General features: G+C 63.1%; 21 protein-coding genes. 16 read left to right on the forward strand and 5 right to left on the reverse strand.

What is annotated here, in order from left to right; translation table 11 throughout:
- The 11 genes from M727_RS39465 to M727_RS0133950 form a co-directional block, all read left to right on the forward strand.
- The coding region (locus M727_RS39465) for an SPOR domain-containing protein (protein WP_036264486.1) at window positions 1-2793 on the forward strand (2793 nt) is incomplete at its 5' end.
- A gap of 163 nt (window positions 2794-2956) precedes the next feature.
- Window positions 2957-3976, forward strand: a complete 1020-nt coding sequence (nagZ, locus tag M727_RS0133905) for a beta-N-acetylhexosaminidase (protein WP_027156212.1) — start codon at window positions 2957-2959, stop codon at window positions 3974-3976.
- A 127-nt stretch (window positions 3977-4103) separates the two neighbouring features.
- Complete coding sequence (locus M727_RS0133910; protein WP_051505873.1) at window positions 4104-4904, forward strand: ScpA family protein; 801 nt, start codon at window positions 4104-4106, stop codon at window positions 4902-4904.
- On the forward strand, window positions 4901-5680 hold the full coding sequence (gene scpB / locus M727_RS0133915) for an SMC-Scp complex subunit ScpB (protein ID WP_027156214.1): 780 nt from the start codon (window positions 4901-4903) through the stop codon (window positions 5678-5680). The genes M727_RS0133910 and scpB overlap by 4 nt, the downstream gene beginning before the upstream one ends.
- A 178-nt stretch (window positions 5681-5858) precedes the next feature.
- Window positions 5859-6080: a twin-arginine translocase TatA/TatE family subunit gene (locus M727_RS0133920; protein WP_023802572.1), complete on the forward strand. Its 222-nt coding sequence runs from the start codon at window positions 5859-5861 to the stop codon at window positions 6078-6080.
- A 29-nt stretch (window positions 6081-6109) separates the two neighbouring features.
- Window positions 6110-6799, forward strand: a complete 690-nt coding sequence (gene tatB / locus M727_RS0133925; RefSeq protein WP_027156215.1) for a Sec-independent protein translocase protein TatB — start codon at window positions 6110-6112, stop codon at window positions 6797-6799.
- A 44-nt stretch (window positions 6800-6843) separates the two neighbouring features.
- Window positions 6844-7653, forward strand: coding sequence for a twin-arginine translocase subunit TatC (gene tatC / locus M727_RS0133930; RefSeq protein WP_051505874.1), 810 nt, complete (start codon window positions 6844-6846; stop codon window positions 7651-7653).
- A 125-nt stretch (window positions 7654-7778) separates the two neighbouring features.
- The gene (gene serS, locus M727_RS0133935; RefSeq protein ID WP_027156217.1) at window positions 7779-9083 is read left to right on the forward strand and encodes a serine--tRNA ligase; all 1305 of its coding nucleotides are present in this window, start codon (window positions 7779-7781) and stop codon (window positions 9081-9083) included.
- The gene (gene surE, locus M727_RS0133940; protein WP_027156218.1) at window positions 9083-9841 is read left to right on the forward strand and encodes a 5'/3'-nucleotidase SurE; all 759 of its coding nucleotides are present in this window, start codon (window positions 9083-9085) and stop codon (window positions 9839-9841) included. Before serS ends, surE begins: the two co-directional genes overlap by 1 nt.
- The gene (locus M727_RS0133945; protein ID WP_027156219.1) at window positions 9838-10503 is read left to right on the forward strand and encodes a protein-L-isoaspartate(D-aspartate) O-methyltransferase; all 666 of its coding nucleotides are present in this window, start codon (window positions 9838-9840) and stop codon (window positions 10501-10503) included. The genes surE and M727_RS0133945 overlap by 4 nt, the downstream gene beginning before the upstream one ends.
- Before the next feature lie 199 nt (window positions 10504-10702).
- Entirely contained in the window at window positions 10703-12208 is a 1506-nt protein-coding gene (locus tag M727_RS0133950) for a peptidoglycan DD-metalloendopeptidase family protein (protein WP_027156220.1), read from the forward strand.
- Window positions 12209-12402: 194 nt separating this feature from the next.
- On the opposite strand, the gene M727_RS0133955 is transcribed toward M727_RS0133950, so the two are convergent.
- A complete protein-coding gene (locus M727_RS0133955) occupies window positions 12403-13278 on the reverse strand; it encodes an ATP-binding protein (protein WP_027156221.1) in 876 nt (291 codons plus the stop codon).
- 277 nt (window positions 13279-13555) lie between these two features.
- On the opposite strand from M727_RS0133955, the gene yajC reads away from it, so the two are divergent.
- The 4 genes from yajC to M727_RS0133975 all read left to right on the forward strand — a co-directional run bounded on the left by yajC (window position 13556) and on the right by M727_RS0133975 (window position 18035).
- A complete protein-coding gene (gene yajC / locus M727_RS0133960) occupies window positions 13556-13894 on the forward strand; it encodes a preprotein translocase subunit YajC (RefSeq protein ID WP_023802565.1) in 339 nt (112 codons plus the stop codon).
- 327 nt (window positions 13895-14221) lie between these two features.
- Window positions 14222-16771 carry a protein translocase subunit SecDF gene (gene secDF, locus M727_RS0133965; protein WP_027156222.1) on the forward strand — a complete coding sequence of 850 codons (2550 nt, stop codon included), beginning with the start codon at window positions 14222-14224 and terminating at the stop codon, window positions 16769-16771.
- Window positions 16772-16786: 15 nt separating this feature from the next.
- Window positions 16787-17176 carry an Mth938-like domain-containing protein gene (locus M727_RS0133970; protein ID WP_027156223.1) on the forward strand — a complete coding sequence of 130 codons (390 nt, stop codon included), beginning with the start codon at window positions 16787-16789 and terminating at the stop codon, window positions 17174-17176.
- Window position 17177: 1 nt separating this feature from the next.
- Entirely contained in the window at window positions 17178-18035 is an 858-nt protein-coding gene (locus M727_RS0133975) for a phytoene/squalene synthase family protein (protein WP_027156224.1), read from the forward strand.
- 388 nt (window positions 18036-18423) lie between these two features.
- On the opposite strand, the gene M727_RS0133980 is transcribed toward M727_RS0133975, so the two are convergent.
- Both M727_RS0133980 and trmFO read right to left on the reverse strand, forming a co-directional pair.
- Window positions 18424-18714: a type II toxin-antitoxin system ParD family antitoxin gene (locus M727_RS0133980; RefSeq protein ID WP_027156225.1), complete on the reverse strand. Its 291-nt coding sequence runs from the start codon at window positions 18712-18714 to the stop codon at window positions 18424-18426.
- 73 nt (window positions 18715-18787) lie between these two features.
- Window positions 18788-20200, reverse strand: coding sequence for a methylenetetrahydrofolate--tRNA-(uracil(54)-C(5))-methyltransferase (FADH(2)-oxidizing) TrmFO (gene trmFO, locus M727_RS0133985; protein ID WP_027156226.1), 1413 nt, complete (start codon window positions 20198-20200; stop codon window positions 18788-18790).
- Between the two features lie 102 nt (window positions 20201-20302).
- Here trmFO and M727_RS0133990 point away from each other — a divergent pair, with 102 nt between their 5' ends.
- A complete protein-coding gene (locus M727_RS0133990; protein ID WP_027156227.1) occupies window positions 20303-20902 on the forward strand; it encodes a hypothetical protein in 600 nt (199 codons plus the stop codon).
- 368 nt (window positions 20903-21270) lie between these two features.
- On the opposite strand, the gene M727_RS41210 is transcribed toward M727_RS0133990, so the two are convergent.
- Window positions 21271-21411 (reverse strand): DUF1127 domain-containing protein, encoded by a 141-nt coding sequence (locus M727_RS41210; RefSeq protein ID WP_023802557.1) that lies wholly within the window; start codon window positions 21409-21411, stop codon window positions 21271-21273.
- A 54-nt stretch (window positions 21412-21465) separates the two neighbouring features.
- The gene (locus M727_RS41215; protein ID WP_006335194.1) at window positions 21466-21606 is read right to left on the reverse strand and encodes a DUF1127 domain-containing protein; all 141 of its coding nucleotides are present in this window, start codon (window positions 21604-21606) and stop codon (window positions 21466-21468) included.
- Window positions 21607-21612 lie beyond the last annotated feature (6 nt).

Here is a 21612-nt window from a genome sequence, read left to right on the forward strand (position 1 = left end):
CTGACGCTCGACGAGCATGAGCCGATCGAGGCCGCTGTTGAAGCTCCTGCTGCGCCCGTTCGGGCCGTTTCGGATGAGTCCGACGAGGACTTTGCCGACCACGACACCATGCCCGACGTCGACATGGATGACGTCGCCATGGATGACGTCGACATGGATTTCGACATTCGCATGGCTGAGCCGGTCGAAGTCGACGAGCCAGAAATTGACGAGCCGGATTCTATCGACGCCAAGGACGACGAGCCTTCCGCCGCGACCCCGGAACATGCGTTCGACGACGATCTTCAATTGAGCTTCGACGACACGCTTGCCGATGAAGCCGAGGCGCCGGCTACTCAGGCCCCCGGCGTTGCAGCCGAACCGACGGCGCCAGCCGCCATCGCTGAGGAGCGGAGCCTCGAAGACGAATTGAACGCGCTGTTGGGCACCATGAGCGCACGGGCTGCCCCGGTGGCAGCGTCCGCGGCCGCCATGGTTCAGCAACCTGTAGCCGCGGCTGGAGAAGCCGCCGACGAACCAGTGGATCCCACCGACGAACTGGCCGGGAGCCTTGACGAGCAAGACCTTTCGGAGCAGTCGAATGAAGACGCGGTCCAGGCCGCCGACGCCGATCTCGACACCGTTCTCCTCGACGGGCTCGAGGGCCATGATTTCGGCGCTGAAGATGCTGCCGGACCGGCTGATATCGATTTCGACGACGATGCATTGCACGCCGCCTTCGCCAGGGACATCGGTCTGGATCATGGCGACGGCGATGACGTTGCGGCCGCCGCTCCACAGCAGGATCGGAATGATTCGCTCAGCTGGATGGCGGCACCCTCCGCCGCGCCTGCGCCGGCCCGTTCGTGGAGCCGCGTAACGCCGGTCGCACAACAGCCGCAGCCTGCCTTTGCAGCCCAGCCGACGGCTTCGGCGACCACAGAAACAACGACACCGCCAACGGCTGCGGCACCCTCCTATCAGGATGAGCCGGCCTATCAGGATGAGCCAGCCGAAGGCGATGCCGCCGATGCGGCGCCTGCGCCAGTGCAAAGCGAACAAGCCTCTGCATATGACGAGATGCCCGATGTCGAGACGGTCGATGTGCCCGAGCGCGTCGTGGCGCTGGCGGACGACCTCGATATTCCGGAACTCGACTCCAATGAAGACGAACCGCCGGCGCCTGCCTATGACGATCTCGATACCGAGTTCGCCAACCTTCTCTCGGAAATGAATGCCGTGGACGTCGCTGCCGGGCCGGCGCGCAGCGCGGCCTATGACGACGAATCCTACAATACCGGATTCAAGCCGGGGGCCGGACCCCAGCCGGGGGCAGGGTTCCAGTCAGCGGCCGGGTTCCAGTCAGGCCATGAGCCCGACCGCGTTGAAACGCGGACCTATGCGGCGAGACCGGCAGCAGCGCCGGTCAGTGCGTCTTACGCCGATGCCGCCAGCGGCTTTGATCTGGGCGACTTGCCCAGCGGCCGACCGGTTTCGCAAGCGCAAGCCAACGACTTTGCCCTGGACGAACTCGACTACGACCCCGAACTGGATGAGGCCATGTCGGTTCCGGGCCTGGCCGAGCAGAATGCCGCGAGGCCCCGGAGCCGCGGCCTGCTGGTCGCCGCAGTCGTCGGCGCCGTGGCGATCGCCGGCGGTCTCGGCGCCTTCGCGCTGTCTTTCGGCGGCAACGGCGGCACCGATGCGCCGGTCATAGTCAAGGCGGACAACGCACCGATCAAGGTCAGGCCGGAAAACCCGGGCGGCACCGTCGTGCCGAACCAGGACAACAAGGTTTACGACGCCGTGGCCAAGGGGGGCGCGAGGCCTGCCGAACCGGTCCAGGAAAAACTGGTCACCAACACCGAAGAGCCGGTGGACGTGGCGGCCAAGGAACCGCCGCAGAGCCGTGTGGTCGATCTTACGCCCGACGACATCGACACGGCTGAAGCCGCCGATGTGGTCGGCGGCACGCAAGCGGCCGGCGGCACGCAAGCGGCCGGCGGCACGCAAGCGGCCGGGAATGCCGATGCCGCCGCGCCAGCACCCAAGTCCGAGGATCGTATCGCCCAGGTTCTGCAAGAGGCCGAGCAGGGCATCGAGCCGGATGTCGTCGCCGTTGCGCCACGCAAGGTGAGAACCATGGTGGTCAAATCAGATGGTTCACTGGTTGCGCGCGAGGATCCGGCGCCTGCGGCATCGCAGGTGGCTGCGGTCGAGCCTGTCGATCCGGCGCCGCAGCTTGTGGCCCCGGCGGGTCAGGCCGGCGACGCGGCGCAGACCGGTACCGTAGCGTCTGTTGCCGACCAGGCAAGTGGCGACCTGTTGGGCGGTGACCCGGTGGGCGAGCCAGTGGCCGGCGACCGGGCCGAAACCGCCGCGCCGGAAGCAGTCAATCTGGCCGCCGTGCCCACGGCTGAGGCTGAAGCCCAAACCAACCAGCCTGCCAACACGCCGGCCACGGTTCCGGTGGCGCCGCAGCGTCCGTCCGACCAGCCGGTCGACGTCGTCGGTGAGGTCAAGCCCGACCAGGTTGCGTCCATCAGTCCAGCGGCGACCTCGACCGGCGGTGGCTCGTGGTCGATGCAGATCGCCTCGCAGCCGACCGTCGAAAGCGCCCAGTCGACCTATCAGGATCTGCAGCGTCGCTATGGCAGCGTGCTTTCCGGCCACACGGCCAACATCGTCAAGGCCGAGATCGCCGGCAAGGGAACGTTCTATCGCGTTCGCGTCCCGGCGAAGTCGCGTAACGATGCGATCAGCCTGTGCACCAACTACAAGGCTGCCGGCGGCAACTGTTTCGTGTCGCGCTAACCATTTTCAAATCTCCCGCCCTTGGGCCGAAAGAATCGGCGCGGTCACAGACCGCGCCGGTTTTCTATGGTGGAAGGAGTTCCTTGTGTGGAAGGGATTCCGGCTCGAGCGATGTGGCTCGATGCGATTCCCTTTGTCTGCGTGAAGCTCTAAACTCCCGCCCATGACCGAATCAAAATCCATGATCCTTGGCTGCGCCGGGAAATCGCTCACACGCGACGAAATCAGTTTCTATCGCAGCGAATGCCCGTGGGGATTCATCCTGTTTGCCCGCAACATCGGCGAGGCCGAGCAGATCCGCGATCTGGTCGCCGCGATGCGCGATTGTGTCGAGCGCCCGGACGCCCCGGTGTTCATCGACCAGGAAGGCGGCCGTGTGCAGCGCCTGCGGCCGCCGCTGGCACCGAATTATCCGGCCGGTGGCGCGCTCGGCGCCTTGTGGCGCAACGACCACGACGCCGGCAACCGCGCAGCATGGCTGATGGCGCGGCTGCATGCGTTCGACCTGCTGCGCTACGGCATCACAGCTGATTGCCTGCCGGTGCTCGACGTGCCGATCGAGGGCGCCAGCGACGTCATCGGCGCGCGCGCCTATGGCAAGGAGCCTCGTGCCGTCATCGAACTGGGCCGCGCCGCGGCGGAGGGCCTGATGTCGGGAGGCGTGCTGCCGGTGATGAAGCATATTCCCGGACATGGACGGGCCTTTGCCGACACGCATTTCGAACTGCCGACCGTCGATGCCTCGATGAGCGACTTGCAGCGGCATGATTTTGCCCCGTTCAGGGAGCTCAATTATTTGCCGATGGCGATGACGGCGCATGTCGTCTACAGCGCGATCGACCCGAAGAACCCGGCCACCACCTCCGGCAAGGTCATCGACGAGATCATCCGCGGCGAAATCGGTTTCGACGGGCTGCTGATGAGCGACGACACCTCGATGAAGGCACTTTCTGGGGATTTCCCGACAAAGGCGGCGGCGATCCTTGCGGCGGGCTGCGATCTGGTCCTTCACTGCAACGGCGTTTTCGAGGAGATGGTCGGCATTGCGTCGCGCACAACGGGGCTCGAAGGCACGTCGCTGCAACGCGCGCAACGGGCGCTGACCTATATCAAGAACCGCGATCGGGCTGATGAAGCCGAGATACGCGCCGAATTCGCCACCTATTTCGATGCGGTGGCCTAGACCATGATCCCGAAAAGTGGGAGCCGGTTTTTCGGAACAGATCACGGTCAAACAAGAAGATAGAAGCAAAGGAAAGCGACAGGCAGTGGCGGAAACGTTGGACAGCAAGGCCGGCAAAGCCGCACCGATGGACCGTCTGTGGGCCGAGAACGACGATTCGCGGCTGACCGGCGATCCCGCGCTGGTCGTCGATGTCGACGGTTTCGAGGGCCCGCTCGATCTTCTGCTGCATCTTGCCCGCAACCAGAAGGTCGATCTGTCGCGCATCTCGATCTTGGCGCTGGCCGAGCAATATCTGGCCTTCGTCGAAAAGGTGAGGGCGCTCAGGCTGGAGCTTGCCGCCGACTATCTGGTGATGGCGGCGTGGCTGGCGTTTCTCAAGTCGAAGCTCTTGATCCCCAAGCAACCCGGCGACGACGGTGAAAGCGGCGAGGAACTGGCGGCGGTGCTGCAATTCCGGTTGAAGCGGCTGGAAGCGATGCGCGACGCGGCGGCGCGTCTGGTCAACCGCAACCGGCTCGGACGGGACGTGTTCGCCCGCGGCATGCCGGAAATGGTCATCGTCGAGAAACGCAACGCCTATTCGGCCTCGCTCTACGATCTGCTGACCGCCTATGCGGCGCAACGCCAGAAGCAGGCGATCACCAATGTGACGATCGCCAGGCGCGGCGTGTGGTCGCTCAAGGATGCGCGCGACATCCTGAACAGGCTGATCGGCACGTTTGCCGACTGGACGGCGCTGGACAGTTTCCTGGTCGAATATCTGACCGACCCGGGCGAGCGGCGTACCGCGGTTGCCAGTTCGTTTGCGGCGACGCTGGAACTGGTGCGCGAAGGCAAAATGGAAATGCGGCAGGACGAGGTGTTCGCGCCGCTCTATCTGCGCGGTCGTGCGCAAGGCATCAGGGCAGTTGAGGTGGCATCATGAGCGAGCGCGCCAACGCTTCGGTCATTCCGTTCAAGGTCGATGACGAGACCGAAGACGGCGTGCTCGCCGAGGTGCCGGCAGAAAGTCAGGCCCAGAACTTGTCCCAGAATCCTGGCGAGCGGTTGCATATGGCGGAAGCCGTGCGCATGGCCGAGGCGATCGTTTTCGCCAGCGCCGAGCCGGTCAGCGAAAAGCAGCTTGCCGGGCGCCTGCCCGACGGCATCAACATTGCCGCGGCGATGGCTGAACTGCAGCAGATTTATGCGCGGCGCGGCGTCAATCTGGTGCGCGTTGGCGATGCCTGGGCGTTCCGCACCGCCGGCGATCTCGCTTTCCTGATGAGCCGCGACACGGTGCAGCAGAAGAAGCTTTCCCGTGCGGCGCTCGAAGTGCTGGCGATCATCGCCTACCACCAGCCGGTGACGCGCGCCGAGATCGAGGATATCAGAGGCGTCGAGACCTCGAAGGGCACGCTGGACACACTGATGGAGACCGAATGGGTGAAGATGCGCGGCCGGCGCCGCACGCCCGGCCGTCCCGTCACCTACGGCACCACCGACATCTTCCTCGACCATTTCGCGTTGGAGGAGATCCGCGATCTCCCCGGCATGGAGGAATTGAAGGGTGCCGGGCTGCTTTCGGGCCGCATGCCGTCGAATTTTTCCATTCCGCTGCCGCCGGCCGACCCGGATGCGCTGACCGACGACGAGGATCCGCTGACCGACATCGACCTTGAGGAACTCGGCCTGTTGACGCCGCGCGTCGAGGAAGATTGACCGCAAGCGACGTGCCGAAAGCGATGGTATTTAACGGCTGCGCCGATAGGTAGCGGGCTGAGGCGCCGAAACTGCGTGACTTCGGCCACTCATTTATAAACTCTGTCGCGGTTGTGTTTGAATCCCGGCGCGAAAGCGCATAGATCATCGTCAGAGAAACCTTTCGAGAGAGATTGTTATGGGTTCATTTTCGATTTGGCATTGGCTGATCGTGCTGGTGATCGTGCTGCTGGTGTTCGGTCGCGGCAAGATTCCCGAGCTGATGGGTGACATGGCCAAGGGTATCAAGAGCTTCAAGAAGGGCATCGCCGACGACGAGGTTGCCGAGGACAAGCGCACCGTCGAGCACCGTGCCGACGAAACCGTTTCGGCAGCGAAGGAAAAGGCCAGCAAGAGCTGAGCCCAAAACTTTAGTCGGAACGTATCGCCATGTTCGACATCGGCTGGACCGAGATGCTGGTGATCGCGATCGTCATGATCGTGGTCGTCGGGCCCAAGGATTTGCCCAAGATGCTGCGCACTTTCGGCCGCACGGCGGCGAAGATGCGCGGCATGGCAGCTGACTTCCAGAAACAGTTCAACGATGCGCTGAAGGAGGCCGAGCTTGACGACGTCAAGAAGTCGGTCGATTCACTCAGAAGCCTTAATCCGGCCGCCGAGATCAGGAAACAGCTCAACCCGTTCGAGCAGGCGGCGGCCGACGTCCGTTCAGGCGTCGACGCGGTGATGAAGCCGAAGCCGGCTGCAGACCCGGTCGCGCCGGCTGCTTCGACGCCGCAGGATACCGAGCTGAACAATGGCGCGACGGTGCTGCCGGACGTCAAAGCCCCGGAAGCGGCGCCGGCGGCGCCGACCTTTCCGGCGATGACCGATGGTTCGGTGACACCGCCTGTCGCGACGGCGACGCCGGCTGCATCGCAAAAGGCGTCGGCGGCGAAGACGAAGGGCGCGCCAGCGAAAGCGATGCCGGCCTCCAAGGCCGGAGCGAAGCCAGCGGCAGCGGCGGCAAAACCTGCTGTGACAAAGACCGCGGCTAAAAAGGCCGAGCCGAAGCCTGCACCGGCAGCGGTGAAGAAGCCGGCCGCAGCTGCCAAAAAGACGGCGGGAGCCGCCAAGTGAGCATTTCGGAAAAGGACGAGATCGACAAGTCGGCGGCTCCGCTGATGGAGCATCTGATCGAGTTGCGCCGCCGGCTGATGTGGTCGATCGGCGGGTTCTTCGTCGCCTTCCTGTTCTGCTTCTTCTTCGCCAAGCAGCTGTTCAACCTGCTGGTCATCCCGTTCAAATGGGCGACGCAATGGGCAGGGCTCGACCCGCACAAGGTCGAGCTGATCTACACGGCGCCGCAGGAATTCTTCTTCACACAGGTCAAGCTGGCGATGTTCGGCGGCATGGTGATCGCCTTTCCGCTGATCGCCACGCAGATCTACAAATTCATCGCGCCCGGCCTCTACAAGAATGAACGCAACGCCTTCCTGCCGTTCCTGATCGCTTCGCCGATCCTGTTTTTGATGGGCGCGTCGCTGGTCTATTTCTTCTTCACGCCGATGGTGATGTGGTTCTTCCTCGCCATGCAGCAGGCCGGCACCGACGACCAGGTGCAGATCTCGCTGCTGCCGAAGGTGTCGGAATATCTCAGCCTGATCATGACGCTGATCTTCTCCTTCGGGCTGGTGTTCCAGTTGCCGGTGGTGACCAGCCTGATGACGCGGGTGGGCATGCTGTCGTCCGAGGCGCTGGTCGAAAAGCGCAAATGGGCAATCGTCATCGCCTTCGTCGTCGCGGCTATTCTGACGCCGCCCGACCCGATAAGCCAGATCGGCCTGGCCGTTCCCACCATACTTCTCTACGAGGTCTCGATCTGGTCGGCCCGGCTGATCGAGCGCAGCAAGGAACGGGAACGTCTGGCGCGCGAGAAGCGGGAGGCTGCGGAAGCGGCTACCGAAAAGCCGGCGGACGCGTCGTCGACCTAGCGGCATCGCCGTAATCTTCAGGTTTGCGGGACAGCGCGGGGCGCGAGGGAACTCGATCTTCACATCTTGCATCGGTCAAGGATGCGGTTTACGCCCCCTCTAGCCTACTTGAGGACGAACAGACCATGCTTGACATCAAATGGATTCGCGACCATCCGAAGGCCCTTGTCGAGGCGCTCCAGAAGCGCTCGTGGCCGGCTGCGGAGGCGCAGTCCACGGTCGATGATCTGATCGCCAGGGACGAGGCGCGGCGCGAACATCTGACCGAGCTGCAGACCAGGCAGGAGCGCCGCAACGCCGCCTCGAGAGAAATCGGCAACGCCATGCGCTCGGGCGACGCCGCCCTTGCCGAAAGACTGAAGGCCGAGGTCGGCGAGATCAAGGCCTTCATCCAGAACGGCGAGGCGCGCGAACGCGAGCTCGACAAGGCGCTGAACGACGCATTGGCGGTGCTGCCCAACGTGCCGCTCGACGACGTGCCGGTCGGCAAGGACGAGCACGACAACGTCGTCAAGCGCACCGTCGGCAAGGTGCCGGCCCGCCCGAACTGGGTGAAGGAGCATTTCGAGATCGGCGAAGCGCTCGGCATGATGGATTTTGAGCGGGCGGCGAAACTGTCCGGTTCGCGGTTCACGGTGCTCAAGGGCGGACTGGCACGGATGGAGCGCGCGCTCGGCCAGTTCATGCTGGACCTGCATACGACCGAGCATGGCTACGAGGAGATCCAGCCGCCACTGATGGTGCGCGACGAAGCTCTTTTCGGCACCGGGCAACTGCCGAAGTTCGAGGAGGATCTGTTCTTCGCCCAGCATGGGGACGGCAGGCTTGGCCTCATTCCCACCGCCGAAGTGCCGCTGACAAATCTCGTGCGCGAAGACATCACGCCGCATGAAAAACTGCCGCTGCGCTATACGGCGCTGACGCCATGCTTCCGTTCGGAAGCGGGCTCGGCCGGGCGCGATACGCGGGGCATGCTGCGCCAGCACCAGTTCTACAAGGTCGAACTGGTGTCGATCACCGACCAGGACACCTCGCTTGCCGAGCACGATCGGATGACCGAATGCGCTGAGGAAGTGCTGAAGCGGCTCGGCCTGCCGTTCCGCACCGTGACGCTGTGCACCGGCGACATGGGCTTTGGCGCGCGCAAGACCTATGACATCGAGGTCTGGCTGCCGGGCCAGAACGCCTATCGCGAGATTTCGTCCTGCTCGGTCTGTGGCGATTTCCAGGCGCGGCGCATGGATGCCCGCTACAAGGATAAGGACGGCAAGGGCAACCGCTTCGTCCACACGCTGAACGGTTCCGGCACCGCCGTCGGCCGCGCCCTTATTGCCGTCATCGAAAACTACCAGAATGAGGATGGCAGCGTAACCATTCCTGAAGCGCTTCGGCCTTACATGGGCGGTCTGGAAAAGATCGAATCGAGATAATGCGCATCCTCCTGACCAATGATGACGGCATCCATGCCGAGGGCCTTGCATCGCTCGAACGCATCGCCCGCACGCTGTCGGACGATGTCTGGGTGGTGGCGCCAGAGCAGGATCAGTCCGGCTATGCGCATTCGCTGTCGATCTCGGAGCCGCTGCGCCTGAGAAAGATCGGCGAAAAGCACTTTGCCGTGCGCGGCACGCCGACCGACTGCGTCATCATGGGCGTAAAAAAAATCCTGCCCGCAGCACCAGACCTGATCCTGTCCGGGGTCAATTCCGGCGCCAACATCGCCGACGACGTCACCTATTCGGGCACCGTTGCCGGCGCCATGGAAGGCGCATTGCTCGGCGTGCGCTCGATCGCGCTCAGCCAGGCTTATTCCTATGTCGGCGAGGATCGCCTCGTCCCTTACGAGACCACCGAGGCGCTGGCGCCGGCGCTGCTCAAAAAACTGGTCGCCATGCCGCTGCCGGACGGCGTGCTGCTCAACGTCAATTTTCCGAATTGCCTTCCCGAAGAGATCGCCGGCACGGTGGTCACCTCGCAAGGCAAGCTCGTCCACAGCCTGTGGGTCGACGAGCGCCGCGACGGCCGCGGGCTTCCCTATTATTGGCTGCGCTTCGGCCGCGAGCCGGTCGAGGGCAAGCAAGGCACTGATCTCCATGCCATGCGCAACCGGCTGGTGTCGGTGACGCCGCTGCAGCTCGATCTCACAGCGCACGAAATCCGCGATCAACTGACCAAGGCGCTCGCATGAACCTGAACCATGGTCCGACGGCCGATGACCGCGAAGGCTTCGCCGCTTTCCTGCTCCGCCTGCGTGGCAAGGGCGTGGTGCCGAAGGCGCTGATCGCCGCCTTCGAGGCGACGCCGCGGCGCGGCTTCCTTTCCGCACAGTTCCATCCGATCGCCTGGTCGGACCGCATGCTGCCGATCGAATGCGGCGAGGCGATCGAGGGCGCCGATCTGCAGGCTGCGGTGATCGCAGCACTTGCCATCGAGCCGGGCAACCGGGTGCTCGAGATCGGCACCGGGTCGGGCTACACGGCGGCGGTGATGTCGCGGCTCGCCGCGCGCGTCGTCACCATCGACCGCTACAAGACGCTGGTCGAGCAGGCCAAACAGCGCTTCGAGGCGCTCGGCATCGGCAATGTCATCGTGCGCCAGGCGGACGGCTCCAACGGACTGGCCAATGAAGCGCCGTTCGACCGTATCGTCGCATGGGCGGCCTTCGACAGCCTGCCGCGCTTCCTGCTCGATCAGTTGTCGAGCGGCGGCATCGTCATCGCCCCGATCGGACCCGAGGAGGGCGAGCAGGTGCTGGCCAAACTGACCAAGGTCGGCAGCCGCTTCGAACGCGAGGACATCGGTCTGGTACGCCTGCAGCCGATCCTGCGCAGCGTAGCCGCCGTCATCTAGGATCTGTCGATATTCAGGTGATGCCCGCAACTCACCTGTCTGGTCCGTCTCCGGCTTACCTCAGCTGAATCACACCCGTCCGATGCAGCTTTAAATATTTTAAGAAAATTTGCGTCTGATTCTAGAGGTTTAACCGGCCGGTAACATTAACGCGCTTTAATCACGGTCAGTCTGTACCGGGTATCTGCGGGTAAATGCGATGCAATTCAGTATTTTGAAGGCAAACGGACGCAACCTGGCGCGGGGTATCGCCGTCCTGATGGTTGCGGGCACTGCAGCGGGATGCAGTTCCCAGGTCTCGCGGTTCAACAGCGTCGATGACGTCTTCACGTCGTCGACAAACAACCAGCGCGCCATCATCGACAAGCAGGACGCCGCCCAGCCCTATCCCGGCGATGCCGCCGCGGTTTCGGCCGCGCCGCTCGACGGCAGCCACACCCAGTCGGTAAGCCGTTCAAGCCTCGAACCGGTCACGACGCAGCAATTGCCGCCGGTCGAGCAGGCGCAGCCGGCTACCGCATCGGCGCCCGCCGCCAGTCCGGCTCGCACCGCTGCGGCGCCAGCCGCTCCCCGGGTCGACCGGACTGCGACCGGAACCGTGGCAAAGCCGTTCAAAGAGTCACAGCCCGATGCTCCGCGCATGGCGACGGCGGGCGGCGAACCGCGTGCAGCCGAGATCATCGTCAAGGACGGCGAGACCATTTCCGGCCTGTCGCGGCGCTACGGCGTGCCCGCCGACGCCCTGATGAAGGTCAATGGGCTAAGCGCGACCAACGGGCTGAAGACCGGCCAGAAGATCGTCATCCCGGCCTTTGCCTATTCGGGCAAGAAACCGGCGCCGAAGCTTGCCGACGCCAAGCCTGCGAACGACACCAAGCACGATGTGCCGGCCAAGGCGCCGGAGATGGTCGCCGTGCTGCCGCAGCAGCCCAAGCTCAAGGAGGGCAAGTCCACCGCGCAGGTGGATGCATCGGCCGCAGCAAGCCAGCCGAAGGACGCCGCACCCAAGGCGGCTGGTGCCGGTGGCTCCTACACCGTGCAGCAGGGCGATACGCTGTCGGCCATCGCCAGGAAGACCGGCGTCGGCGTGGTTGCGTTGAAGCAGGCGAACGGCATGCAGGACGGTCTGCTCAAGATCGGCCAGACATTGAAGGTGCCGGCCGGCGGAACCGCGACAGTTGCCAACGCCAAGCCGGCAAAGGTCGATCCGGTAACAACTGCCACCACCCCGCCTGCGGCGAAGACGACGCCGTCGGAAACGCTCGCCGCCTACACGCCGCCGAAGAAGGAAAAGGTCATCCAGCAGGCCGAGGACGACGACGCGGTCGCGCCGAACGCCACCGGTATCGGCAAGATGCGCTGGCCGGTGCGCGGCCGCGTGATCTCCAGTTTCGGCGGCGGCAAGGACGGTGTCGACATTGCCGTGCCGGAAGGAACGCCAGTCAAGGCGGCCGAGAACGGCGTCGTCATCTATGCCGGCGATGGCCTCAAGGAATTCGGCAACACGGTGCTGGTGCGCCACGAGAACGGTTTGGTCACAGTCTATGGTCACGCCCGTTCGATAGAGGTCCAGCGCGGCCAGAAGGTCAAGCGCGGCCAGGAAATCGCGCAGTCCGGCATGAGCGGCACCACCGACTCGCCGAAACTGCATTTCGAAGTGCGCAAGAATTCGGCGCCGGTCGATCCTTCGACCTATCTTGAATAAAGAAAGTCGATCCTTCGACCCATCTTGAATAGAACAAGAAAAGCGATTGCGGGCCGCCTGACCTCCAGTCCGGCCCGCCGGCTCAGCCCGCTCCGCAAGGGGCGGGCTTTTTCAGGGGCTTTTCCGGACCATGATCTTGTCCGAAAACCGGGCTCCACTTTTTGCTACGCTGATCTTCGGTTCGGGTTCATGGTCTAATCCTGGAGCGACTTGCCGAGCCGGCCTGCCAGATCCTGGGTGTACTGCCAGGCGACGCGGCCCGAACGGCTGCCGCGCGTCGTCGCCCATTCCAGCGCCTCGGCGCGCAGCGTCTCGGGATCGATGGCAAGTCCGTGATGGCGGACATATCCGTCGATCATGTCGAGATACTCGTCCTGCGAGCATTTGTGGAAGCCGAGCCAGAGGCCGAAACGGTCGGAGAGCGAGACTTTTTCCTCGACCGCTTCCGACGGGTTGATGGCGGTCGAGCGCTCATTGTCGATCATGTCGCGCGGCAAAAGGTGGCGCCGGTTCGACGTGGCGTAGAAGATCACATTGGCCGGGCGGCCCTCGACTCCGCCTTCGAGCGCCGCCTTCAGCGACTTGTAGGACGTGTCGTCGTGGTCGAATGAGAGGTCGTCGCAAAACAGGATAAAACGGTAAGGCGCTGCCTTCAGCAGCGCCATCAGCTTCGGCAGCGTGTCGATGTCCTCGCGGTGGATCTCGATGAGCTTGAGTGGCAGGTCCAGCTTTGCCGATGCGTTGACCGCCGCATGCACGGCCTTGACCAGCGAGGATTTTCCCATGCCGCGTGCGCCCCACAACAGCACGTTGTTGGCTGCGTAACCGGACGCGAAACGCTCGGTGTTGTCGACCAGTATGTCGCGGACGCGGTCGACGCCGCGGATCAGACCGATGTCGACGCGGTTGACCTTGCGCACCGGCTCCAGATAGCCGGGATCAGCCTGCCAGACGAAGCAGTCGGCCGCGCCGAGATCGGTTTCCGGCACCGGCGGCGGGGCGAGGCGGGCGACCGCCTCGATCAGGCGGTCGAGCTTCTTGTTCAGGGCTTCGATGGTGCTGTCGGTCATTCTTGTCTTTTGTTTTTGCATTCAGGAAGCAACGGAACCTGTCGATTCCGGCGGCTTCGCAACCGGCTCCAACCTTTTGTTAGGGCACGATCTTTTTCGAAAACCGCGCTCCGTCTTTCGGGACCATGCTCTAACACGGCTCAACCAGCCGGAAAAGCAGCTGAAATGCTCGGCCGCAGTTGCATTGGCAACTTTACCGACTATATTCCGGCCAAATTTCACGGGGCCGCCAAATTACCCGTTTGGCGGCTGTTTTTCAAAATTCAGGAGTACTTCGATGTTCGTGACACCGGCATATGCCCAAGGCGTCGGCACCTCCCCGGATATGTTCATCAGCATTTTGCCGTTTGTCCTGATTTTCGTGATCATGTATTTTCTGATCATCCGGCCGCAGCGCACGCAGTTGAAGAAGCGCGGCGAGATGCTGGCGGCGGTGCGCCGCGGCGATACGGTCGTCACTGGCGGCGGTTTCGTCGGCAAGGTGACCAAGGTCATCGATGACAACGAGCTCGAGATCGATCTCGGCGGTGGCACCAAGGTAACGGCGCTGCGCTCGACGATCGCCGATGTGCGCGTCAAGGGCGAGCCAGTGGCGAACCAGAACGCCAAGAAATAAACCGATGGTCGGCGAACGATCTGCGGATACACCCAGACCGACAAACGCCATTTGCTGTATTTTCGCGCTTCAGGACGAACCTGATCTGGCTGGCCGCCGGTATCACGGGGGCGCCAACGATCTCGTGATGCCATTGCGCGCTGGTCCCATGCCGGCAAGATTGACAATAGTTGAAGAAAGCCCGATGGCAGCATCAAAGTGAACTGCCTTGTGCTCGACATCAACCTTTGTGCGGACCACGGCGAGCCAGTGGCGAACCAGAGCGCCTATAAATAACCCAATTCCAGGCGGAACGATCCGCCCGAATGCCGTGACGGACGACGCCATATGCTCTATTTCTCGCGCTTCAAGATGATCCTGATCTGGCTGGCCGTGGCCGCCACAGTGATCCTGGCTGCGCCCAATCTTTTTTCGGCAAGCACGCTCGCCAAACTTCCCGACTGGGTGCCGAAGCGCCAGATGACGCTCGGCCTCGATCTGCAGGGCGGCTCGCATATCCTGCTCAGGATGGATCCGAACGATCTGATCAAGGATCGGCTGGAGACGACGCGCGACGAAATCAGGACGCGGCTGCGCGATGCCAAGATCGGTTATACCGGCCTTGCCGGATCAGGCCGGGCCGTGCAGGTCCGCATCACCGATCCTGGTCAGGTCGAAGCCGCCAAGACGGCGCTGAAGACATTGACCGATCCGGTGGCCGCCGGCCTGTTCAGCGGCGGCTCCGTCCAGGAAATGTCGCTGGATGATACCGGGTCCGGTCTGCTCAAATTCGCCTTCACCGATGCCGGCATCAAATATCGCACGTCGACGGCGCTGGCGCAGTCGCTCGAAGTCGTCGAGCGCCGCGTCAACGAACTCGGCACCACCGAGCCGATCGTGCAACGCCAAGGCGACGACCGCATTCTGGTGCAGGTGCCGGGCCTGCAGGATCCGCAACGGCTGAAGGACATTCTAGGCCAGACCGCCAAGCTGACCTTCCAGATGGTCGACCAGTCGATGCCGGTGCAGGACGCGCTCAACGGTCGTCCACCGGCCGGATCCTCGGTGTTGTATTCGCAGGATGATCCGCCGGTTCCCTATCTGATCGAGAACCGCGTCATCGTTTCTGGCGAGAATCTCGTCGATGCGCAGGCGACGTACAATTCCCAGACCAATGAGCCGGTGGTTTCGTTCACGTTCGATTCCAAGGGGGCGGCGCGTTTCGGCCAGGCCACCTCGCAGAATGTCGGCAAGCTGTTTGCCATCATCCTCGACAATCAGGTGATTTCGGCGCCGCAGATCCGCGAACCGATCCTTGGCGGCAGCGGCCAGATCTCAGGCAATTTCACCGCTGAGAGCGCCAACGACCTAGCCGTGCTGTTGCGTGCCGGCGCGCTGCCGGCGACGCTGACGGTAATCGAAGAGCGCACCGTAGGCCCCGGGCTCGGCGAGGATTCCATCCACGCCGGCAAGGTCGCCGGCGTGATCGGCTCCATCCTCGTCGTCGTGTTCATGTTCGTGGCCTATGGCTTTCTCGGCTTCATTGCCAACATCGCGCTGGTGGTGCATGTGGCGATGATCGTCGCGGTGCTGTCGTTGCTTGGCGCGACACTGACATTGCCCGGCATCGCCGGCATCGTGCTGACCATCGGCATGGCGGTCGATTCCAACGTTCTCATCTACGAGCGCATCCGCGAGGAGCGGCGAAACGGCCGCTCGGTCATCCAGGCGATCGACACGGGCTTTTCCAAAGCGCTAGCGACCATCGTCGATTCGAACGTCACGTCGCTGATCGCGACCGTGGTGCTGTTCTGGCTCGGCACCGGGCCGGTGAAGGGCTTTGCCGTAACCTTCGCCATCGGCATTCTAACCACCGTCTTCACCGCCTTCACCTTCACCCGGCTGCTGGTGTCGATCTGGCTTCGCCGCGCCCGCCCGAAGGAGTTGCCGCGCGCGCCGGTGACCTTCGTCCCGCCCGGCACGAGAATTCCGTTCATGGGCATTCGCCGCTGGACGTTCGCGCTGTCGAGCGCGCTCTCGATCCTGTCGGTCGTGGCGTTCATGACGGTCGGCATCAATTACGGCATCGACTTCAAGGGCGGTTCGCTGATCGAGGTCCAGGCCAAGGATGGCACCGCCGATATTGCCGACATCCGGGGCAGGCTTTCGGAACTCAACATCGGCGAAGTGCAGGTGCAGCAGTTCGGCGACCCGAACGACGTCTTGATTCGCGTCGGCACGCAGGAGGGCGGCGAGAACGCCGAACAGACCGTCATCGACAAGGTGCGTGGAGAGTTGCAGGACCATTACGATTTCCGCCGCGTCGAGGTGGTGGGACCGACGGTTTCCGGCGAGCTCGCCAAGCAAGGCACCATCGCCATGCTGATCGCGCTGCTCGGAATCCTGGTCTATGTCTGGTTCCGCTTCGAATGGCAGTTCGCGGTCGGCGCCATCATCGCCACGGTCCACGATGTGGTCATGACCATCGGCTTCTTCGTCATCACCGGTCTCGAATTCAACCAATCGTCGCTTGCGGCGATACTCACTATCATCGGCTATTCGCTCAATGACACGATCGTCGTCTATGACCGTGTTCGAGAGGACTTGCGGAAATACAAGCGGATGCCGCTGCCGCAATTGTTGAACAACGCCATCAACGAGACGCTGTCGCGAACGACGCTGACCTCGGTGACGACGATGCTCGCGCTGCTGGCGCTGGTGCTGTTCGGCGGCGAGGTGATCCGCTCGTTCACGCTGGCGATGCTGTTCGGCGTCGTCTTCGGAACCTATTCGTCGATCTTCATCGCCGCGCCACTGCTCATCCTGTTCAAGCTGCGGCCGGAGACCGCGACGGCCGATGTGGAGAAGCCGGTGAGCGGCAAAGCCATAGCGACCTGACGGGCGGCCAACGGGATGACCAAAGGTATTGTCATCCGTGAAGCGCATTTCCCCGGCCGTGCGCCGATCGAGGCCTATGGCAATGGCGGGTTTCGTTTCGCCGACATGTCGCATCGCGGCTCGCTCCTATGCCTGCCGTCGGGTATCTATGGCTGGGAGCCGGCTGATCCCCTGGCACTGACGGCGGCGGATTTCACCAAGCTGCTCAACGAGGCTGACCAGGTCGAGATCCTGCTGGTCGGCGCCGGCAAGGATCTCAGGCCGTTGCCGGCGGCGCTGCGTGCTGCGCTGAAGGCGGCGGGCATTGCGGCCGATCCGATGTCGACTGGTGCTGCCGTGCGGACCTACAATGTTCTTCTGGCGGAAAACCGTGCGGTGGCCGCCGCACTGATTGCCGTCGAGTGACGTGAGCGAAAACGCCAAAATCGTCATGGAAACGGTGCGCGCCACCGATCATGACCGCTATGTTTGCGCACTCTATGCGCCCGAGGACAAGCGTGACGCGCTGTTTTCGCTCTATGCCTTCAATGCCGAGATATCAGGCATTCGCGACCGTATCCGGGAGGCACTGCCGGGGGAAGTGCGACTGCAATGGTGGCGCGATGTCATCGCAGCCGAGGACGCCGGGGTAGGCACCGGCCATCCCGTCGCCGACGCGTTGAAGGCGACGATTTCCGCCCACCACCTGCCGAAGCCCGCCTTCGAGAACATGCTCGAAGCCCGTATTTTCGATCTCTATGACGACCCCATGCCGTCGCGCACCGATCTGGAAGGCTATTGCGGCGAGACCGCAGCGGCGCTCATCCAGCTTGCAGCGATCGTGCTCGATCCCGTCGCAGCACCGCAGTTTGCCGAACTTGCGGGCAGGGCAGGTTGTGCACAAGCGATGACCGGCCTTTTGCTGCTGCTGCCGCTGCATCGCAAGCGTGGGCAATGCTTTGTCCCGGCCGACATTCTGGCTGCGGCAGGGTCGTCGTCCGAGGAGTTCGTTGCGGGCGATGACGGGCCTGGAGCACAACGCGCCGTCGCCGCGATGATCGCGCTGGCGCAAGAACATCTGGCGGCATTCGAGCAGGGCGCATCGTCGTTGCCGGATTCGCTCAGACCAGCATTTTTGCCGCTGGCCTTGTCGCGTGCCTATCTCGGAAAGATGGAAAGTTCTCGTCAGTCACCTCTGAACGACGTGGCACGGCTCTCGGCCTGGCGCCGGCATTTTCTGCTGTTGCGCCGCGCAACGCGAGGCTGGCCGGAGCCTGAAAGCTGACAAGGATGAAGGAATCCGCGGAGGAACGCAAAGCCGGAACTGCCACCGCGCTCATTGAGCTCGGTGCGTGACGATCACGATGGATCACTCGATTCGCCATCGCGCATCAGCGTCTCGTAGTCGCGACCGCCATAGAAGATGTTGACGATGCGGAGAGATCGTCGCTGACAATGTAGGCGATGATGGCGGAGGGCTCGAACGGCACTGTTCGCAATCCCGGCGCAATGTCATCGCGCAACCGGCCACCACGAGGCGCATTGCCATGCTCTGGCAGCGGTCTTCGATACGCAAGACGAATTTCAGCGCAACTTCCGGACTTCCGCCGGCCTTTACGATGTTCCTGAAAATGTCGGCCAGATCATTCCTGGCGGTTTCTCGATACTCGACTTCAAGCCGCTGAATCATCAGAACGGCTCGAATGTCGGGCGACGAATCCCCGAAGGTGAGCGCGAACCTCTTCTCCCGAATATCCCGGCCTTGTATCTTCGATCGATGCCTTTACGCGCGCCCTGATCGACGCCATGCGCTCGGCATGCTCTTCCTCCTCGCGCTGGAAGGCGCGAAGGGCTGCGCGGATGACCTCGCTCGCCGATCCGAAGGAGCCGTCCTCGACTTTTTCGCGGATCATGCGCGCCATGGCGGGCGTGACGGTGACGGACAGTTTCTCGGCGGGTTCCACGGAATTGCTCCCTATGATGGTAGGATACTATCCTACTCCCCTGTCGCCCGATCGACAAGAACAGACAGGCGGACTATTCCGCCGCTTCCGCCCCCGATGATGCCAGCCCCAGCCATTCGCGGCAGTCAGCCAGCGCGCGCGATGTCACCGCACGCCGCTTGGCGACGGTCTTGTCTTTGCCGCGCAGGCGTTTTCCCTCGGCTTTCGGCGCTTCCACCGGAGGGAACAAGCCGAAATTGATGTTCATCGGCTGGAATGAGCGCTTTCCCGGCTCGTCGTCGGAAACGATGTGACCGCCGGTAATATGGTTGAGCAGCGCGCCAAAGGCTGTGGTCATCGGCGGCAGCGCCGGCGCGTGCCCCAACCGCTCGGCGGCGGCAAAGCGCCCGGCAAGCAGGCCGATGGCGGCACTTTCGACATAGCCCTCGCAGCCGGTGATCTGGCCGGCGAAGCGCAGGCCGGGCCGTGATTTCAACTGCAGCGATTGGTCAAGCAACGTCGGCGAATTGATATAGGTGTTGCGGTGCAGGCCGCCGAGGCGGGCAAACTCGGCGTTTTCGAGGCCCGGGATGGTGCGGAACACGCGCACCTGCTCGGCGTGCTTCAGCTTGGTCTGGAAACCGACCATGTTGTAGAGCGTGCCCAGCGCATTGTCCTGGCGAAGCTGCACGACGGCATAGGCCTTTACCGACGGATTGTGCGCATTGGTCAGCCCCATCGGCTTCATCGGCCCATGGCGCAGCGTCTCGACGCCGCGCTCGGCCATGATCTCGATCGGCAGGCAGCCGTCGAAATAGGGCGTGCCTTCCCATTGCTTGAATTCGGTCTTTTGGCCGTCGACAAGCGCCTGCACGAAGGCAAGATATTGCTCCTTGTCCATCGGACAGTTGATGTAATCCTTGCCGGTGCCGCCAGGTCCGACCTTGTCGTAGCGCGACTGGAACCAGCAGATGTCCATGTCGATCGTGTCGAAATGGACGATCGGCGCGATGGCGTCGAAGAAGGCGAGCGCATCGGCGCCGGTCACTTCCGCGATCGATTGGGCGAGCCCAGGTGCGGTCAGCGGGCCGGTGGCGATGATCGCCTGGTCCCAATCCGCCGGCGGCAGGCCGAGCACTTCCTCGCGCTGGATGGTGATGAGCGGGTGCGCTTCGAGCTTTCTTGTCACCGCTCCGGAAAACCCGTCGCGGTCGACAGCCAGCGCTCCGCCGGCCGGCACCTGGTGCGCGTCGCCGGCGCTCATGATCAGCGAACCGGCCAGCCGCATTTCGGCGTGCAGCAGGCCGACGGCGTTGCTCTGCGCATCGTCGGAGCGGAAGGAATTGGAACAGACGAGTTCGGCCAATCCATCCGTCTTGTGCGCATCGGTGCCGCGGATGGGACGCATTTCATGCAGCACGACGGGAACGCCGGCTTCGGCCGCCTGCCAGGCGGCTTCAGAACCGGCCAAGCCACCGCCGATGACGTGAATGGGATTCTTGTTCATGAGCGCCGAAATAATCCTTTGTAGCTGCGATTGCAATTACACGAGCCGGTCGCGTTGTTGCCGCCAAGCGCGGCAATCGTCTACTGTCGGAGAATGGACGGGATGCTTGGGATCTTTGCCAGAGCGACATTTCTGACAGTCGTGATCGCCGTGGGCGGATCAGCGGCCGCCGGCGAACTGGCTGCGACGGCTTCCAAGCGGATCCCCATCTGCCACGGCTACAGTTGCAACTATCGCACGATGCTGGCGCTTGGCCCCGGTGACGGCGCGCGTTTCCGCTCTATCCTGCGTGCCGGCGCCGGTTCGCCCCAAGCCGAGCGTGCGGCTATTTCGAAGGCTGTTCGCTATTTCGAGCAGCGCATTTTCCGGGCCACCGGCATTCGCGATCTGCCGCAGTCGGAATTCGGCGCATCGCGCATCAGGGGCCAGATGGATTGTGTCGACGAATCGACCAATACCCATGCGCTGCTGGTTTATCTTGCCGAGCGAAAATTGCTCAGGTTCCACAAGGTCGAGGACAAGGCCTCGCGAGGCTTGTTTGTCGACGGGCGCTATCCCCATTGGACGGCGGTGATCAGCGACCGCAGAGGCACCGAGTGGGTGGTGGATTCCTGGTATGCGCCGATGGGCGGCGCACCGGACATTTTTCCGCTCAGCCAGTGGAAGAAGAGGGGCGTGCTGGAAAGCGGTGCGCTCGACTGACGACAGGGACTTGCCCGCCAGGACGAATTCCCAGAACGATTCTCAGAGTGTGAGTCGACCCTGAAAAACAACAACACCCGCCGGGGGAGGATCCGGCGGGTGTCGTTTTGCTGGTCGATCCTCGGGAGGAGGTGAAGATCGACCGTATTCGCCATCGCCGGGGAGGAGGTCGGCTTTGACGAAATTCCTTTCGCCTGATGAAAGGGGGCGAAACCCTTTTGGACGAAATCGCTTCGCCTTGGGGAAACAGCGCCCGCCGCGGGAGGAGGTGCGGCGGGCGCCGTTTTTGTGGTCAACCCTCGGGAGGAGGTGAAGGCTGACCGTATCCGTCAGGGTCGGGGAGGAGGTCGACCCTGGCGAAATTCTGACTAGATCGCCTTGCGGGCGATGCTCTTGATCTCTTCGCGGACGATGCCGAGATCATGCAGCTGGCGGTTCGAAAGGCGACCCAGCTCGGTAACCGTCGAGCGATAAACGCGCCAGTTACGATAGTTGCGGATCAGGTTCATTGTCGTTCTCTTTTCAAGTCAAACTGGTTCGGACCATTTGCGGTCCGAAGAGGATTAGACCGCCTTGCGGGCGACGTAGTGGATGTCGCTGCGGCTGATGCCGAGGTCGGTCAGTTCACGGTTGCTCAGGCGGCTCAGCTCGGAAACGGTGTCCCGGTAGCGGCGCCAGTTGCGGTAGTTGCGGATCAGGTTCATGGTATT

Source organism: Mesorhizobium sp. WSM2561 (genome assembly GCF_000513915.1).
Lineage (GTDB): Bacteria > Pseudomonadota > Alphaproteobacteria > Rhizobiales > Rhizobiaceae > Mesorhizobium > Mesorhizobium muleiense.